Raw genomic sequence first — 16087 nt, forward strand, 5'->3', positions numbered from 1 at the left:
CGGCACATCGCGTGACGTTGCCCCGCCGATATGACGACTATCGCCCTCACCCCGCTATGGAAATGAACCACGAGGCCTGCCCTCCCCCTATCGACCGTAGGCCGCCCCGATGGGATAGCAGACCTCGCGCGCGCCTGTCCATCGCACCCGCCAGGGCGATAATTGCCCGGATCGGTTGCAATCGTCCCGTCAGGGGACGAGCCGCCGCACGATCAGTTCGGCCGCCTCCTCCGCCGACATCGCGCTCGTGTCGATGCGGATCTCGGGATCCTGGGGTGCCTCATACGGCGAATCGATGCCGGTGAAATTCTTCAGCGCCCCGCTGCGCGCCTTGGCGTAAAGGCCTTTCACGTCGCGCGATTCCGCGTCTGCCAGCGACGTATCGATATGCACCTCGATAAATTCGCCCGGCTGCATCATCCGCCGCACCATCTCGCGCTCGGCGCGGAACGGGGAGATGAAGGCGGTGATGACGATCACCCCGGCATCGGTCATCAGCCGCGCCACCTCGCCCACGCGGCGGATGTTCTCCACGCGATCGGCGTCGGTGAAGCCGAGATCCTTGTTCAGCCCGTGGCGCACATTGTCGCCATCGAGCAGGAAGGTGTGGCGGTTCATCCGCACCAGCTTCTTCTCGACCAGATTGGCGATCGTCGATTTGCCCGCGCCGGAAAGGCCGGTGAACCACAAGACCGCCGGCTTCTGGTTCTTGAGGTCGGCGCGCACCTCGCGCGTCACGTCGGTCGGCTGCCAGTGGACGTTCTGCGCGCGGCGCAGCGCGAAGTGCAGCATGCCGGCGGCGACGGTCGCGTTGGTCAGCTTGTCGATCAGCACGAATCCGCCGAGCTGGCGGTTCTCCGCATAGGGTTCGAACACGATCGGCCGGTCGGTCGAAAGGTTCGCCACGCCGATCGCGTTCAGGTCCAGCGTCTTGGCCGCGAGATGTTCCAGCGTGTTGACGTTGACCTGGTATTTCGGCGCCTGGACGGTCGCGCTCACGGTCTGCGTCGCCAGCTTCAGCCAGTAGGAGCGGCCGGGCAGCATCTCCTCCTCGGCCATCCACACGATCGTCGCCTCGAACTGGTCGGCCACCTGCGACGGCGCGTCGGCGGCGGCTATTACATCTCCTCGCGAACAATCCACCTCCCCCGTGAGCGTGAGCGTGACCGACTGGCCCGCCACCGCTCCATCGAGATCGCCGTCCATCGTCACAATCCGCGCGACGTTTGAGGTTCTGCCCGAGGGCAGCACGCGGATCGCATCGCCCGGCTTCAACCGCCCGCTCGCGACAAGCCCGGCGAAACCGCGAAAATCGAGGTTAGGCCGGTTGACCCACTGCACCGGCAGACGAAACGGCTGTTCCTGATCCGCCTCCGCGTCAAGCGGCACATTTTCCAGATGCTCGATCAGTGTCGGCCCGCGATACCAGGGGGTGTGCGGGGAAAGCGAGGCAATATTGTCGCCCTTGAATCCGGAGATCGGGATAGCGCTGAAATCCGCGATCCCGATCGAGCGCGCGAACGCCGCATAGTTCGCCACGATCCGGTCGAAAACGCCCTGCTCGTAACTGACCAGGTCCATCTTGTTGACTGCCAGCACCACGTTGCGGATGCCGATCAGGTGCGCAAGATAACTGTGCCGGCGCGTCTGCGTCAGCACCCCCTTGCGCGCATCGATCAGGATCACGGCGAGATCGGCGGTGGACGCGCCGGTGACCATATTGCGGGTATATTGCTCGTGCCCCGGCGTGTCGGCGACGATGAACTTGCGCTTCTCGGTCGCAAAGAAGCGATAGGCGACGTCGATCGTGATCCCCTGTTCGCGCTCGGCGGCGAGTCCGTCCACCAGCAGCGCAAAGTCAATCTCCTGCCCCTGGGTGCCGACTTTCTTCGAATCAGCCTCCAGCGCAGCGAGTTGATCCTCGAAAATCATCTTGGAATCGTACAGCAGTCGCCCGATCAGCGTGGATTTGCCATCGTCGACTGAGCCGCAGGTTATAAACCGCAGCAATGACTTGTGCTGATGTCGATCGAGATAGGCATCGATATCCTCTGCGATCAGCGCGTCCGTGTGATAGGCGCTGTCGGGCGCGGTCGCGTTCATCAGAAATATCCGTCCTGCTTCTTTTTTTCCATGCTGGCCGATCCCGCGTCGCGATCGATCGCGCGCCCCTGCCGTTCGCTGGTTGTGGTGAGCAGCATCTCCTGGATAACCTCGGCCAGCGTCGCGGCCTCGCTCTCCACCGCTCCGGTAAGCGGATAGCAGCCCAGGGTGCGGAAACGGATCGAGCGCTCGACCGGAATTTCGCCCTCGGCCAGCGGGAAGCGGTCGTCATCGACCATCAGCAGCATCCCGTCGCGCTCCACCGTGGGGCGCGGCGCGGCGAAATAGAGCGGAACGATCGGCACATCGTTTATCTGGATATATTGCCAGATATCCAGCTCGGTCCAATTGCTGATTGGAAAGACCCGAATGCTTTCGCCCTTCGCCTTTTTTGTATTGTAGAGGTTCCACAATTCCGGTCGCTGGTTCTTCGGGTCCCAGCGATGGCTGGCCGAGCGAAAGCTGAATACGCGCTCTTTCGCACGGCTCTTTTCCTCGTCGCGCCGTGCGCCGCCAAATGCCGCGTCGAAACCATACTTGTCGAGCGCCTGCTTCAGGCCCTCGGTCTTCCACATATCGGTATGGAGCGCGCCGTGATCGAACGGGTTGATTCCTCTCGCTTCCGCTTCGGGATTGCGGTGAACGAGCAGTTCCATCCCGCTCTCGCGCGCCATGCGGTCGCGCAGGTCGTACATCGCCTTGAACTTCCATGTCGTATCGACATGCAGCAGCGGAAACGGCGGCGGCGCGGGATAGAAGGCTTTCCGCGCCAGATGCAGCATCACCGCGCTATCCTTGCCGACCGAATAGAGCATGACCGGCTTCTCGCACTCGGCCACCACCTCACGGATGATATGAATCGATTCGGCTTCGAGCCGCTCGAGGTGGGTGAGTGTCATCGCGCCGGTCGTCATCGCCGCCATTTGTGAGGCTGGCTTTCGCGCGCCACCTCCCATATGGGAGGGCAATGGCATTCAGCCGCATCGACGAAACCGATCTGTTGCTGCCGCTCCATGAAGCGGCACGGGAGGCGCCACGCTGGCGGACGTTTCTCGCGCGCCTTCGCCAACGCACCCGCGCCGACTCCGCGCACCTGCTAACCAGTCCGTTCGGTGCCGCCCTTCCCGCACCCTTCAACGACATCACACCCGAACGCCTCCGCCCGAACCGCGTCTACGCCGCGGCAGAACTGGGCGAGCGCGCAGCGGGGGACGGGCGGATCATCCGCGTGACCGAACCCAGCGGCGCCGGTGCGGTGCTCGCCATCATCGGCGTCGCGCGCGTATTCACCGCCGCCGATAGCGCGCTGCTGTCGGCGCTGGGCCCCCACCTCGCCGTCGCGCTGACCGGGATGGTCGCGATCGACGGGTTGCGCGCGCGTCTCGACCTCGCAGAGGACATTGTGGCGCGAACCGGCACGGGCCGGATCAGCTTCGATCGCGACGCGCGCGTGCTCCATTTCGACCCCATCGCGGAGCGGATCGTGCGCGCATCCACCGGGAATTCGCCCGCGATCGGCCAACGACTGCGCATCGGCGACCTCGAGGCCGAGCGCCTGCTCCCGCTAGCCGCCGCGACGTTTGCCGATAGCCCGGATAGCGCCCCGCGTACGCTCCGCCTTTCCGCCATGCCTGCTTGCAATATCCTGCTGGTTCCGGCGCGCCCCGCGATGGCGGCGCTGTTCCGGTCGCCGATCGCGACCGGCCCTCAGCGCCTGGCGGCGATCGAAGCAATCCACGGCCTGACACACAGCGAGGGGCGACTGGCCGCGGCGCTCGCCGATGGCGCCAGTATCGCGCAAGCGGCGGCCACCATCGGCCTGACGATCGAAACGGCTCGAAATTACTCCAAGCGAATCTATGCCAAAACCGGCGTGCGCGGTCAGGCAGAGCTCGTTCGCCTGCTGTGCACGGGCGTTTCCGCGCTGGCGTAAGCGGCGATCATCGTCGCTAAATGCCGGCCAGCGGTTGCAAGCTCCGCGAGCGCACCATAGGGCATGGCGATGCAGAACGGGTGCGGCACCTTCCGGCTCAGCCATGGTTCAGCCGCGGGGGTGTCCGTCCGCCGCATGGCTTGGTGTACATTTGCCTCGCAGGAATATGTCACATGATCCTGGCACTGCTGCTTCAGGCCGCTGTTCCCTTGACCGCCGCGCCGCCCGGCCCCGGCCAGCCGCCCGCCACGATGGTGGTGGAGCCTGCCGCAATGATGATCGCCGCCTGTGATCTAGATCGCGACGGCCGCACCACCGCCGGCGAGCTTCAGGCCTGCGTCGAGCGCAGCTTCGCCGCGATCGATAGCGCGCACAAAGGCTCGCTCGGTTACATCGAATTCGCCGACTGGGCCGAACGCTGGCTGGGAGATCGCAACGCTCTCCCGAGCCCGTTCGAAGTGGACAGCGATGGCGACAATCGCATTACCGCAGCCGAATTGAACGCGAAGATGGCTCAGATCTTCCGGCGGCTCGATCGCGATCACGATGGCGCGGTAACGCGTGCCGAATGCCTGACGATCCGCGCGGTCCTGCCCAATCCGGCGAGCGGCAAGCACAAACGCGGCGCAACGCCGCCACAATGAGTTCCATACGATGACCTCGCGGTTCACCTTCACCGTCGCCGCCACCGACGGGGCGGCGCGCACGGGCACAATCGCGATGCAGCGCGGCGTGATCCGCACGCCCGCCTTCATGCCAGTCGGCACCGCCGCAACCGTGAAGGCGATGAAGCCTGCAGATGTCGCTGCGTCTGGTGCGGACATCATCCTGGGCAACACCTATCACCTGATGCTGCGCCCCGGCGCGGAGCGTGTCGCGCGGCTTGGCGGGCTGCATGATTTCATGGGCTGGAAGCGGCCGATCCTCACCGATTCGGGCGGCTATCAAGTGATGAGCCTCGCCGATCTCACCAAGCGCAGCGAGGATGGGGTTTCGTTCAAGAGCCATCTCGATGGCTCGCGCCATATGCTGTCGCCCGAACGCTCGATCGAGATCCAGCGCCTGCTCGGTTCGAACATCATAATGGCATTCGACGAACTCGTGCCCACCACGTCGGCGCGCGAGGTGCAGGCGGCGGCAATGGAGCGTTCGATGCGCTGGGCAAAGCGCAGCCGCGCCGCTTTCGATGCGGGCGGCGCACATGCCGCGTCGAACGCGATCTTCGGCATCCAGCAGGGCGCGCTTGACGAAGGGCTGCGCAAATCCTCCGCCGACGCACTGATCGATATCGGCTTCGATGGATACGCCATCGGCGGTCTGGCGGTCGGCGAGGGTCAGGAGGCGATGTTCGGCTGTCTCGATTTCGCGCCCGGCCAGCTCCCCACCGAAAAACCGCGCTACCTGATGGGCGTCGGGAAGCCGGACGATATCGTTGGCGCAGTCGAACGCGGGGTCGACATGTTCGACTGCGTACTGCCAACCCGTTCCGGCCGCACCGGCCAGGCCTTTACCCGCACCGGCCCGATCAACATCCGCAACGCGCGCTTCGCCGAGGATGACGGGCCGCTCGATCCCGACTGCGGCTGCCCGGTATGCAGCACCTGGAGCCGCGCCTATCTTCATCATCTCGTGCGCGCGGGCGAAATTCTCGGGGCAATGCTGATGACCGAACATAACATCTGGTTCTACGAAGCATTGATGGCGGATTTGCGCGCGGCGATCTCGGCGGGCACGCTGGGTACTTTCGCCGGCGCGTTCCGCGCGCGATACTACGGTTAAGAAGGAGAGTAAGCGTGTCCGACAACGAAGAGCCCAACGAAATACTCGCCGCCGCGCGCGATGCCAAGGCGCATGAAGAGGGCGCCGGCAAGGCCAAGCGCGAGGAGCGTGCGCGCAACTGGAACCTCGGAAAGATCGGCTTGGGCGTCGGAATCGGCTCCGCTGCGGTCGCTGCGGCCGTGCTGTTCGCGAACCGCGACAAGAAATGACAACCGACGCCGCGCGAGAAGCTTCCGCGCGGCTGAGCTATCATCGCCCCCCGCCGTCAAGATCATCGCGGCGTCGCGCTGAGAGAACGCCATGCGCCTGATCCTGACGTTGCTTGCCGCTGTCGCCGCTCCCGCGCTTGGCGAAACGGCACCACCCCTGCCGGCGGTCAAGCCAATCGCTTTCAATGAACGCAGCTTGCCGAACGGCCTGCGTGTTTATGCGATCCGCGATACGGCTACCCCGAATGTGGCGGTTCAGGTGTGGTACGATGTCGGCGGCCGCGACGATCCGCGCGGCCGCTCCGGATTCGCGCATCTGTTCGAGCATCTGATGTTCAAGGCGACGCGCAACCTTCGGGCCGAACAGTTCGACCGGCTGACAGAGGACGTCGGTGGTTATAATAACGCTTCCACGGGGGACGATTACACGAACTATTTCGAGGTCGTCCCGGCCAATCATCTCCAGCGACTCCTGTTCGCGGAGGCCGATCGCATGGCTTCGCTGGTCGTCTCTCCCGCCGATTTCGCCTCGGAGCGCGATGTGGTGAAGGAGGAGTTTCGTCAGTCCGTCCTAGCGCGTCCCTATGGTAAATTGGAATCGCTGTATCTTCCGGCGCTGGCCTATCAGCGCCACCCTTATGCGCGCGGCGTGATCGGCAGCATCGCCAATCTCGATTCAGCGACGATCGAGGACGTGCGTGCCTTTCACGCCACCTATTACCGGCCGGACAATGCGGTTCTGGTCGTCGCCGGCAACTTCGACCCCGCAGAGTTCGATCGCTGGGTCGATCGCTATTTCGCGCCGATCAAGCGCCCCGATCGCCCGATCCCTCGCGTGATCACCGACGAGACCGTTCGCACAAAGCCGGTAAGCGTAACCGTCCACGAACCGAACACCCCGCTCCCCGCGATCGCGCTCAGCTATCCGCTGCCGCCTGATCGCTCCACCGACATACCTGCGCTGATGGTGCTCCAGGCGATCCTCGCGCACGGCGAGAGTTCGCGACTTTACGAGAATCTGGTCTATCGTGACGGCCTTGCGCAGTCGGTCGAGGCGACGCTCGATACGCGCGCGGGGCCGGGGAAGCTCGACGTCACCGCGATCGTCGCGAGCGGCAAGGCGCCGGACGCGGTGGAGCATGCGTTGCGGGCGCAACTCGCGCGGATGCGCGATACCCTCGCCTCCACCGCGGAACTTACCATCGCCAAGACCGGCATTCTCACCGATGCCCTCAAGGCAAGCGAGACAGTGGAGGGTCGCGCGCGCATCATCGCCGCGTCGGTGCTGGTGGACGGCGATCCACGCGCCAGCGAACGACAGCTCGCGGCGGTTCGGCGGATCTCCGCCGCCGACGTTCAGCGGGTCGCACGTCTTTATCTGGGCGATGATCGCGTCGCGACGATTCGTTATCTTCCGGCCGCCGATGGTGCGAACGCGGATACAGGCATCCCCATCGCCGCGACGGTAGAGACACGCGCTCTTGCGATCCCGGCCGATATCACCCTCGTCACGCCCGCCAGCGATGCAGATCGGGTGCCGCTGCCGCCTCTCGGTCCGGCCATTGAGGGGCAGGTTCCGGTGCCGCGTGAAATCCGGCTGGCAAACGGCCTGCGCGTCGTGACCATCGAGCGCCATGACGTGCCGCTCGTCACCGCGAGGCTGGTCGGGCTGTCGGGCGCAGCGCGTGATCCGAGCGGCAAGGCAGGCGCCGCGAGCCTCGCTGCCGCACTGCTGACAAAAGGCACCCATACCCGCTCAGCCGTTCAGATCGCGCGCGAGGCGGAGGCGTTGGGCGCGTCGATCGATACCGGCGTGGCCCGCGAGGGCAGCGCGATCGGCATCACCATCGCGACGCCCGCGGTGGCCCCCGCGCTCGATCTGCTCGCCGATGCCGCGCGCAACGCGACACTTGCGCCAGACGAACTGGAGCGCGCCCGCGCGCAGGCGATCGATGCGGCACAGGTATCTCTGACCGAGCCGATGGAACTTGCCGGGTTGGCCGCTGATCGCGCGCTATTTGGCGCATCGGGCTATGGCGGCGCCGTGGACGGCACGCCCGCCTCGCTGAAGGCGATCACCCGCGCAGATCTGCAGGCAGCCTCTGCCGCCGCCTGGTCGCCCGATCGAACGACACTGATCCTGGCTGGCGACATAACGCCGGACACCGCGAGGGCGCTGGCGGAGCGAGCATTCGGTGATTGGCGGGCGGCCACTACCGCTCCCGCGCCGGTCGCTCGGCCGACGCCGGCCACCGCGCCGCGCACGATCCTCGTTGATTTGCCGGATGCGGGACAGGCAGGTGTCATTGTCGCGCGCGGTGCGGTGCCCAGGGGCGATGCACGCTATTATCCGGCATTGCTCGCCAATACCGTGCTCGGAGACGGTTACACATCGCGGCTCAATCAGGAGATCCGGATCAAGCGCGGGCTTTCCTATGGGGCGCAAAGCGATCTGAACGCTGGGCGCGACACGGGCTCAATCGATGCCGGCGCCTCTACAAAGAACGCCTCCGCAGCCGAGGTGGTTACGCTGATCGCCGGAGAGATGCGACGTCTGGGCGGCGTCCCGATCCCGGAAGCCGAACTGGCCACGCGCCGCTCGGTGCTTATCGGCAATTTCGGGCGACAGGTGGAACGCACCGCCGGGCTCGCCGGAATCGCTGGAAGCGCGGTGTCAAACGGGCTGCCTGTCGACGAAATGACCCGCTACGCCGAAGCGATTCGCAACACCCCCGCCAACGCAGTGCAGGCTGCGGGCGCCTCGTTGTTCGATCCGTCTAACGCGGTCATCGTCGTCGTCGGAGATGCCCGCGCATTCGGTGACGCATTGCGCAAACAGCGACCCGAAACCGACACGATCCCGGCTGCCGCCCTGAACCTCGACGTCGCAACGTTGCGACGAACCGGTCCCTTGAGATGAAATCGTAAGCCATCCGCGCTAGGGATCGGCACATGCCTACCGCCGCGACCCATCCCAGCGAACGGCGTGCCCAACGCCGCGCGCGGCGGCCGGCGCGGAGACGAGTGGTAGGTCTTACGCTGCTGCCCGTCGCGGTAGCTTCCGCCGCGCTCACCGGCGTGAGCATATTACACTTCAACGATGCTCCGCCCGCCCTCCGCACCATGCCGAGCCGGAACGCGCTGAGCGACGCCGCCGAAGCTCCGAATGGCGAGCTCGCGGCACCGGCGCGCGGCTCTACCGGCACAATCGCGCTGCCGCCGGTCCCGCGCAACGCGACGCCGTCAGGAGCTGGCGGCATTACCCCGGCCGTTCCTTTTTCCACCCGACTCGCCAGTTCGATCGATCGTGCCCGCGCCCTGGAGTGTCTGACGTCGGCGGTTTATTACGAGGCTGCCTCGGAGAGCGATGCCGGCCAGCGCGCGGTGGCGCAGGTGGTCGTCAATCGGGTGCGGCATCCGGCCTCCCCCCCCACGATATGCGGTGTCGTCTATCAGGGCGCGAACCGCACCAGCGGGTGTCAGTTCAGCTTCGCCTGCGACGGTTCTGCCGCGCGTATTCCGGCAGGCGGCGCGTGGGGGAGAGCCGCGCGCAATGCGGCGGTGATCCTTGCCGGGCAGGTGTTCGCGCCGGTCGGCCTCGCGACTCACTATCATACCTATGCCGTCACCCCGTCTTGGAACCGTACACTGGTGATGACGGATGCGATCGGCGCGCATTTCTTCCACCGCTGGAAAGGCTATTGGGGAACGCCGGCAGCGTTCAGCCGGATCTATCGCGGCGGCGAGCCGGCAATTGCCGCGCCATTGCCGATACTTGCGCTTAAAGGAAACGCGCAGGTCATCGAACGGGACAATGTCGGTTCGACACCCACCGCCTCGGGCCCGCCCACCGATATGGAAAGCGGCGCCGCGTTGCGCGACGCCACTTCCGATAAACTGCCCCAGTCTCCGATACTTGACCGCTGGAAAGACTCGGGGAAACCGCTACGCTAGATCAGCGACGATGGCGAATATCGTGCTTTCGCGCATACACGCGCGCGCTGAGTTGATCGAACCGCCGGTCGAGATCGCGGCGCTCGGCGATTGTAAAACCGCCGCGACGATAGCGCGCTTCCAGCCCCTGCAGATCGCGTAGTTGCCCACGCAGACGCAATGCCTCCGCACGGTTCAGGCTGCCAGAGCGAAGTCCTTGGTCTATCCGGGTGTCGAGGTTGCCGACGCGCTGGCTGATCGGCACCCACCGCCCCGGCTGGGCGACACTAGGCACAGCCGAGACTGCAAGACCGATCCCGGCCGCGATCATCGTCAATTTCTTCATGTTCATACTCCCTACACGGCCGATACGACGGCCACGGGCGAACCTGACTCAACACTGTCGCGCACATGTGCCGGGACGGCGACAAAATTGTCGCAATATGTCGCCGTCCTGGCGCTTAGATCAGCGGCAACGCACGTTGCTCTTGTCGACAGACTTGCCGAGAAGCGCGCCGCCCGCGCCCCCCAGCAGCGCGCCGAGCACGCCCGAACCGCCGGGCGCGATCGCCGCGCCCAACGCACCGCCGGCAATGCCGCCGACGATCAGGCCGGTGGTGCCGTCGTTGCGGCGGCAATAATAGCGGCCGTCCTGCCCGACATAGACGCGGTCGTTGTTGCTGAGACGACGCTCGCGGTAGCGCGGATTGTCGCGATAGTAACGATCGGCGTAATAGCCGTTATACGCGGGATCGGGACGGTTGTAATCGTAGCGGCGGTAGCCGTCGCCAGCGTAGCCGGGGCCTTCATCGCCGACACAACCCGTCACCATCACCGCCGCGCCAAGCGCGGCCAGAGCAACCTTCCTCATCACCTGTTCTCCATCGTTACCGACGGAAACAAAATGGTTACGCCCGCGAAAGGTTGCGCCGGCCAAATGGATTGCGGATGAATTCGGCCGTCGCCCGCAGCCGGCTCAACGGGCGATCCCGCCCGCCGCAAGCACCGCGAGCGTCACCAGCTCGCTGGCGGTGGATGTCATCGTCGCGATCTGCACCGGCTTTTCCATGCCGATCAGCATCGGGCCGATCATCGAATCCCCGCCCAGTTCGCGCAGCAGCTTGGCGGAGATGTTGGCCGATTGAAGCCCGGGCATCACCAGCACATTGGCCGGGCCAGACAGACGGGCGAACGGATAGTTGGCAAGCTGCTTCGGATTGAGCGCGACATCCGGCGCCATCTCGCCTTCATATTCAAAGCCCACCTTGCGCTCGTCGAGCACCCCCACCGCCGCACGGATATTCTCCAGCCACTGCCCCTCGGGATTCCCGAAGGTGGAATAGCTGAGAAAGGCGACGCGCGGCTCATGCCCCATGCGCCGCGCGACCTGCGCGGTCTGCTCGGCGATGTCGGCGAGTTCTTCCGGGCTCGGGCGTTCGTTCACTGTCGTATCGGCGATGAACACGGTGTGGCTCTGCCCGACGAGGATATGGATGCCGAACGGCGTGCGGCCGGGCTCGGGATCGATCACCCGCTTCACCTCGCGCATCGTGTGCGCCCACGTGCGCGTGATGCCGGTGATCATCGCGTCAGCCTGACCGAGCTGCAGCATCACGGAGCCGAAAATGTTGCGATCCTGGTTTATCATCCGCTCGCAATCGCGGCGCAGATAGCCGCGCCGCTGGAGCCGCTGATAGAGGAAGTCGACCATCCGGGGCACCAGCGGGGAATGGCGGCTGTTGTGCAGCTCATATTCCTCGGGGTTGTTGACGCCCAGTGCGCGCAGCCGGTCGGGCACGTCGTCCCGCCCGACGAGCACGGGCGTGCCATAGCCGCCTTCCTTGAACTGGATCGCGGCGCGCAGCACCACCTCTTCCTCGCCCTCGGCAAACAGCACGCGCTTGGGATGCGCGCGCGCGCCTTCATAGGCCAGGCTGAGGACGGAATTCGTCGGGTTGAGCCGCCCGCGAAGCCGCTGGCGATAGCCATCCATATCGAGGATCGGCTTGGTCGCGACGCCCGAATCCATCGCCGCGCGGGCCACGGCGACGGACACCACCTCCATCAGGCGCGGGTCGAACGGGGCGGGAATGATATAATCGGGGCCGAACACGTGGCGCACGCCATAGGCAAGCGCCACTTCCTCCGGCACGCGATCGCGCGCCAGCTCCGCGATCGCCTGCGCCGCGGCGATCTTCATCTCCTCGTTGATCGCCGAGGCGCGCACGTCGAGCGCGCCCCGGAAGATGAACGGGAAGCCCAATACGTTGTTGACCTGATTGGGATAATCCGAACGCCCGGTCGCGATGATCGCATCCGGTCGCGCGGCCTTGGCCTCCTCGGGGCGGATTTCCGGTTCCGGGTTGGCCATGGCGAAGATGATCGGCGCCTTCGCCATATCCTTCACCATTTCCGGCTTCAGCGCGCCGGCGGCGGAAAGGCCGAGGAACACGTCCGCGCCGACCAGCGCCTCGGTCAATGTGCGCCGCTCGGTAATGGCGGCGTGCGCGGACTGCCACTGGTTCACGCCGTCACGGCCCTGATAGATCACGCCCTTGCGATCGCACATCAGCACGTTGTCGTGCCGCACGCCCATCGCCTTGATAAGCTCGGTGCAGGCGATCGCGGCGGCGCCCGCGCCGTTTACCACCACCTTCACCTCGCTGATGTTCCGCCCGGTCAGCAGGCACGCATTGATGAGGCCAGCCGCCGTGATGATCGCGGTGCCATGCTGATCGTCATGGAACACCGGGATGTTCATCCGCTCGCGCAACGTCTGCTCGATGATGAAGCATTCCGGCGCCTTGATGTCCTCCAGGTTGATCCCGCCGAACGACGGCTCCAGCAGCGCAACGCAGTTGATGAAGGCGTCGACATCCTCGGTCGCCACTTCCAGATCGATCGAGTCCACGTCGGCGAAGCGCTTGAACAGGACCGCCTTGCCCTCCATCACCGGCTTGGAGGCCAGCGCGCCGAGATTACCAAGCCCCAGGATCGCCGTGCCGTTTGAAATCACCGCGACCAGATTGCCCTTGGTCGTGTAATCATATGCCGTCGCAGGATCCCGCGCGATCGCCTCCACCGGCACCGCCACGCCGGGCGAATAGGCCAGCGCCAGATCGCGCTGCGTCGCCATCGGCTTGGTCGCGACGATCTCGATCTTGCCCGGCCTTCCCTCGGAATGGAAAAGCAACGCTTCGCGCTCGGAAAACTGGACGCTGGTGGGCTCGGACATAGGGCAACCTTGCTGCGAGGGATTGGCAACGATCCTTTAGGCGCACCCCGTCATGATGCAACCGCTCGACGCCTGAAACAATCGTGCGCCTGATGCATGCCGAAGCGGGCCGCCTGTGTTACGCCCGGCGTTGTGGCAACGCACCGCCGCGTTCCCGGTGTGGAAAGCCGGTTGGGGCGAGCCGTTTCGCGCCGGCGAGCGGCGCCGTGGCTGCCGGGCATCGTCAACTCGCTGTTTCCCGGCGCCGATCGTCGCGGTATCGCCATCTGGATGACCACCGCCGCCGCACCCACGCCGATGATGGCGCAATATCTCTCGCTGAAGGGCGAGGCCGGCGATTGCCTGCTGTTCTACCGGATGGGCGATTTCTTCGAGCTGTTCTTCGAGGATGCGAAGATCGCCAGCGCGGTGCTCGACATCGCGCTGACCGCGCGCGGCGAGCATGATGGCCAGCCGATCCCGATGTGCGGCGTGCCCGTCCACGCCGCTACCGCCTATCTCCAGCGTCTCATCAAGGCCGGCCACCGCGTCGCCATCGCGGATCAGACCGAATCGCCCGAGGAAGCGCGCAAGGCGCGCGGATCGAAGGCGCTGGTCAATCGCGCGATCGTCCGTGTCGTTACCGCCGGCACGCTGACCGAGGAGGCGTTGCTCGACGCGCGCGCCACCAACTGGTGCGTCGCCATCGGCGAGGCGGCGGGCGAGATCGCGCTGGCGGCGGCGGATATCTCCACCGGCCGGTTCGAGGTGATCGCTTGCGCCCCGCAGGCGCTCGATGCCGAGCTGGCGCGGCTGGCGGCGGCGGAAGTGGTGGCGGCGGAGGGGAGCGAGGCGCCCGCCACCGTCTGGCGCCCACGCGCCGATTTCGACAGTGGCGCCGGCGACGCGCGGATGAAGCGGCTTTACGGCGTCGCCACGCTCGACGGATTCGGACAGTTCAGCCGCGCGATGCTGGCGGCGGCGGGCGGCCTCGTCGCCTATCTCGATCATACCGCCAAGGGCGCGCTGCCGTTCCTGCGTCCGCCGCGCGTCTCCAGTGCGAGCGCGGCAATGGCGATCGACGCCGCCACACGCGAGAGCCTCGAACTCACGCAAACGAGCTCCGGCGCGCGCAAGGGCAGCCTGCTCGACGCGGTGGACCGCACCGTTACGGGCGCGGGCGCGCGGCTGCTCGCGGCCGATATCGGCGCCCCGCTGATGAGCCGCACGGCGATCGATGCGCGGCTCGATCTGGTCCAGCTTTTCCATGACGACGGCGCGCTGCGCGAGCGGCTGCGCAGCGCGTTGCGGGCGTTGCCCGATGTCGGCCGCGCGGTCGGCCGGCTGGCGGCGGGGCGCGGCTCACCCCGCGATCTGGCCCAGCTCCGCGACGGGCTGGATGGCGCATGGATGCTGGGCGAGATGCTCGACCGGGTGGAGGCGGCCCCGCCCCTTCTCGCCGAACTGGCGCCGCAACTTCGCGGGCATGGCGCGCTCATCGACGTCCTCAAGCGCGCGATCGTCCCCGCGCCGCCGATCGAGGCCTCGGCGGGCGGCTATATCGCGGCGGGCTATGACGCCGCGCTCGACGATCTGCGCGATGCCGGCGCGGGCGGCCGCCGCGCGATCGCCGCCCTGGAGGCGCGGTATCGCGCCGACACCGGCACGCAGACGCTCAAGATCCGCCATAACGGCGTGCTCGGCTATCATATCGAGGTGCCGGCCAAATCAGCCGATGCCCTGATGAAGCCCGATTCCGGCTTCACCCACCGCCAGACGCTGGCCGGCGTCGTACGCTTCAACGCGCCCGATCTGCACGAGGTCGCCGCGCGCGTCACGCAGGCCGGGGCGCACGCGCTCGCCGCCGAAGCCGCGCACCGCGAAGAGCTGACCGCACAGGCGCTCGTCCGCTGCGAGGAGATCGCCGCCACCGCCGATGCGCTCGCCCGGCTGGATGTCGCCGCCGCCGCTGCCGAGCGCGCGGCGGAGGGCGCATGGGCGCGGCCACATCTGGTCGAGCATCCGTGTTTCGAGGTGTCGGGCGGCCGTCATCCGGTGGTCGAGGCGGCGGTGGCGAAGGCCGGCGAGCGCTTCGTCGCGAATGACTGCGCTTTATCCGAAACCTCGCGACTGTGGCTCGTCACCGGCCCCAACATGGGCGGCAAATCCACCTTCCTGCGGCAGAATGCGCTGATCGCAGTGCTGGCGCAGGCCGGCTGCTACGTTCCCGCGAACAAGGCAACGCTCGGGCTGGTCGATCGCCTGTTCAGCCGCGTCGGCGCGTCGGACAATCTCGCGCGCGGGCGCTCCACCTTCATGGTCGAGATGGTCGAGACGGCCGCGATCCTTGCGCAGGCCACGCCACGCAGCTTCGTGATCCTCGACGAGGTGGGACGCGGCACCTCCACCTATGACGGCCTCGCCATCGCCTGGGCGGTGGTGGAGGCGATCCATGAGGAAAATCGCTGCCGCTGCCTGTTCGCGACGCATTATCACGAGCTCACCCGGCTCGCCGAACGCTGCGACGCCCTGAGCCTTCACAATGTTCGCGCGCGGGAATGGAAGGGCGAGCTGGTGCTGCTCCACGAAGTGGCCGATGGCCCGGCTGACCGCAGCTATGGCCTCGCGGTGGCGCGCCTCGCCGGCATGGCCCCCGCGACCGTGGCACGCGCCAAGGCGGTCCTGGCGAAGCTGGAGGCCGGACGCGCGAAAACGGGCGGGCTGGCGGCCGGGCTGGATGACTTGCCCCTGTTCGCCGCTTCCCTGCCGGAGCCTGAGCAGGAAGCCGATGCGATCCGGCGCGAAGTGGAGGCGCTCGACATCGACGCGCTCACCCCGCGCGAGGCGCTCGAGACGCTATACCGGCTGAAGGCACTGGCACGGGAATAGAAAAAGGGCCGTGGATCGCGCCACGGC

12 protein-coding genes are annotated in these 16087 nt (G+C 66.3%); 7 read left to right on the top strand and 5 right to left on the bottom strand.

From position 1 onward, the window contains the following. Positions 1-189: 189 nt before the first annotated feature. On the bottom strand, positions 190-2103 hold the full coding sequence (cysN, locus tag FFS35_RS00905) for a sulfate adenylyltransferase subunit CysN (protein ID WP_137785230.1): 1914 nt from the start codon (positions 2101-2103) through the stop codon (positions 190-192). Then, positions 2103-3026 carry a sulfate adenylyltransferase subunit CysD gene (gene cysD / locus FFS35_RS00910; protein WP_137785231.1) on the bottom strand — a complete coding sequence of 308 codons (924 nt, stop codon included), beginning with the start codon at positions 3024-3026 and terminating at the stop codon, positions 2103-2105. Before cysD ends, cysN begins: the two co-directional genes overlap by 1 nt. Positions 3027-3070: 44 nt before the next feature. On the opposite strand from cysD, the gene FFS35_RS00915 reads away from it, so the two are divergent. The 6 genes from FFS35_RS00915 (at position 3071) to FFS35_RS00940 (ending at position 9978) form a co-directional block, all read left to right on the top strand. Continuing rightward, positions 3071-4036, top strand: coding sequence for a hypothetical protein (locus FFS35_RS00915; RefSeq protein WP_137785232.1), 966 nt, complete (start codon positions 3071-3073; stop codon positions 4034-4036). Positions 4037-4209: 173 nt separating this feature from the next. Further along, on the top strand, positions 4210-4680 hold the full coding sequence (locus FFS35_RS00920) for an EF-hand domain-containing protein (protein WP_137785233.1): 471 nt from the start codon (positions 4210-4212) through the stop codon (positions 4678-4680). Positions 4681-4690: 10 nt separating this feature from the next. Then, positions 4691-5815, top strand: coding sequence for a tRNA guanosine(34) transglycosylase Tgt (tgt, locus tag FFS35_RS00925; protein WP_137785234.1), 1125 nt, complete (start codon positions 4691-4693; stop codon positions 5813-5815). Between the two features lie 14 nt (positions 5816-5829). Beyond that, positions 5830-6024: a hypothetical protein gene (locus FFS35_RS00930; protein WP_137785235.1), complete on the top strand. Its 195-nt coding sequence runs from the start codon at positions 5830-5832 to the stop codon at positions 6022-6024. 91 nt (positions 6025-6115) lie between these two features. Further along, a complete protein-coding gene (locus FFS35_RS00935; RefSeq protein WP_137785236.1) occupies positions 6116-8944 on the top strand; it encodes a pitrilysin family protein in 2829 nt (942 codons plus the stop codon). A 32-nt stretch (positions 8945-8976) separates the two neighbouring features. Then, positions 8977-9978: a cell wall hydrolase gene (locus FFS35_RS00940; protein WP_137785237.1), complete on the top strand. Its 1002-nt coding sequence runs from the start codon at positions 8977-8979 to the stop codon at positions 9976-9978. 1 nt (position 9979) lies between these two features. On the opposite strand, the gene FFS35_RS00945 is transcribed toward FFS35_RS00940, so the two are convergent. From FFS35_RS00945 to FFS35_RS00955, 3 genes are all read right to left on the bottom strand, one after another. After that, on the bottom strand, positions 9980-10303 hold the full coding sequence (locus FFS35_RS00945) for a hypothetical protein (RefSeq protein ID WP_137785238.1): 324 nt from the start codon (positions 10301-10303) through the stop codon (positions 9980-9982). Positions 10304-10423: 120 nt separating this feature from the next. Beyond that, a complete protein-coding gene (locus FFS35_RS00950; protein ID WP_137785239.1) occupies positions 10424-10828 on the bottom strand; it encodes a hypothetical protein in 405 nt (134 codons plus the stop codon). 105 nt (positions 10829-10933) lie between these two features. Then, positions 10934-13192, bottom strand: coding sequence for an NADP-dependent malic enzyme (locus FFS35_RS00955; RefSeq protein ID WP_137785240.1), 2259 nt, complete (start codon positions 13190-13192; stop codon positions 10934-10936). Positions 13193-13489: 297 nt separating this feature from the next. On the opposite strand from FFS35_RS00955, the gene mutS reads away from it, so the two are divergent. Continuing rightward, positions 13490-16060 (top strand): DNA mismatch repair protein MutS, encoded by a 2571-nt coding sequence (mutS, locus tag FFS35_RS00960; RefSeq protein WP_137785548.1) that lies wholly within the window; start codon positions 13490-13492, stop codon positions 16058-16060. Positions 16061-16087: the final 27 nt, after the last annotated feature.

It is taken from the genome of Sphingomonas sp. 3P27F8 (genome assembly GCF_005502745.1).
GTDB lineage: Bacteria > Pseudomonadota > Alphaproteobacteria > Sphingomonadales > Sphingomonadaceae > Sphingomonas.

What these genes read in the sequence shown, in the direction of transcription:
- FFS35_RS00950 (WP_137785239.1), bottom strand. Translation starts at nt 10,828, where the DNA reads ATGAGGAAGGTTGCTCTGGCCGCGCTTGGCGCGGCGGTGATGGTGACG.
- FFS35_RS00915 (WP_137785232.1), top strand. Translation starts at nt 3,071, where the DNA reads ATGGCATTCAGCCGCATCGACGAAACCGATCTGTTGCTGCCGCTCCAT.
- FFS35_RS00945 (WP_137785238.1), bottom strand. Translation starts at nt 10,303, where the DNA reads ATGAAGAAATTGACGATGATCGCGGCCGGGATCGGTCTTGCAGTCTCG.
- FFS35_RS00940 (WP_137785237.1), top strand. Translation starts at nt 8,977, where the DNA reads ATGCCTACCGCCGCGACCCATCCCAGCGAACGGCGTGCCCAACGCCGC.
- FFS35_RS00935 (WP_137785236.1), top strand. Translation starts at nt 6,116, where the DNA reads ATGCGCCTGATCCTGACGTTGCTTGCCGCTGTCGCCGCTCCCGCGCTT.
- tgt (WP_137785234.1), top strand. Translation starts at nt 4,691, where the DNA reads ATGACCTCGCGGTTCACCTTCACCGTCGCCGCCACCGACGGGGCGGCG.
- cysD (WP_137785231.1), bottom strand. Translation starts at nt 3,026, where the DNA reads ATGGCGGCGATGACGACCGGCGCGATGACACTCACCCACCTCGAGCGG.
- mutS (WP_137785548.1), top strand. Translation starts at nt 13,490, where the DNA reads ATGATGGCGCAATATCTCTCGCTGAAGGGCGAGGCCGGCGATTGCCTG.
- cysN (WP_137785230.1), bottom strand. Translation starts at nt 2,103, where the DNA reads ATGAACGCGACCGCGCCCGACAGCGCCTATCACACGGACGCGCTGATC.
- FFS35_RS00955 (WP_137785240.1), bottom strand. Translation starts at nt 13,192, where the DNA reads ATGTCCGAGCCCACCAGCGTCCAGTTTTCCGAGCGCGAAGCGTTGCTT.
- FFS35_RS00920 (WP_137785233.1), top strand. Translation starts at nt 4,210, where the DNA reads ATGATCCTGGCACTGCTGCTTCAGGCCGCTGTTCCCTTGACCGCCGCG.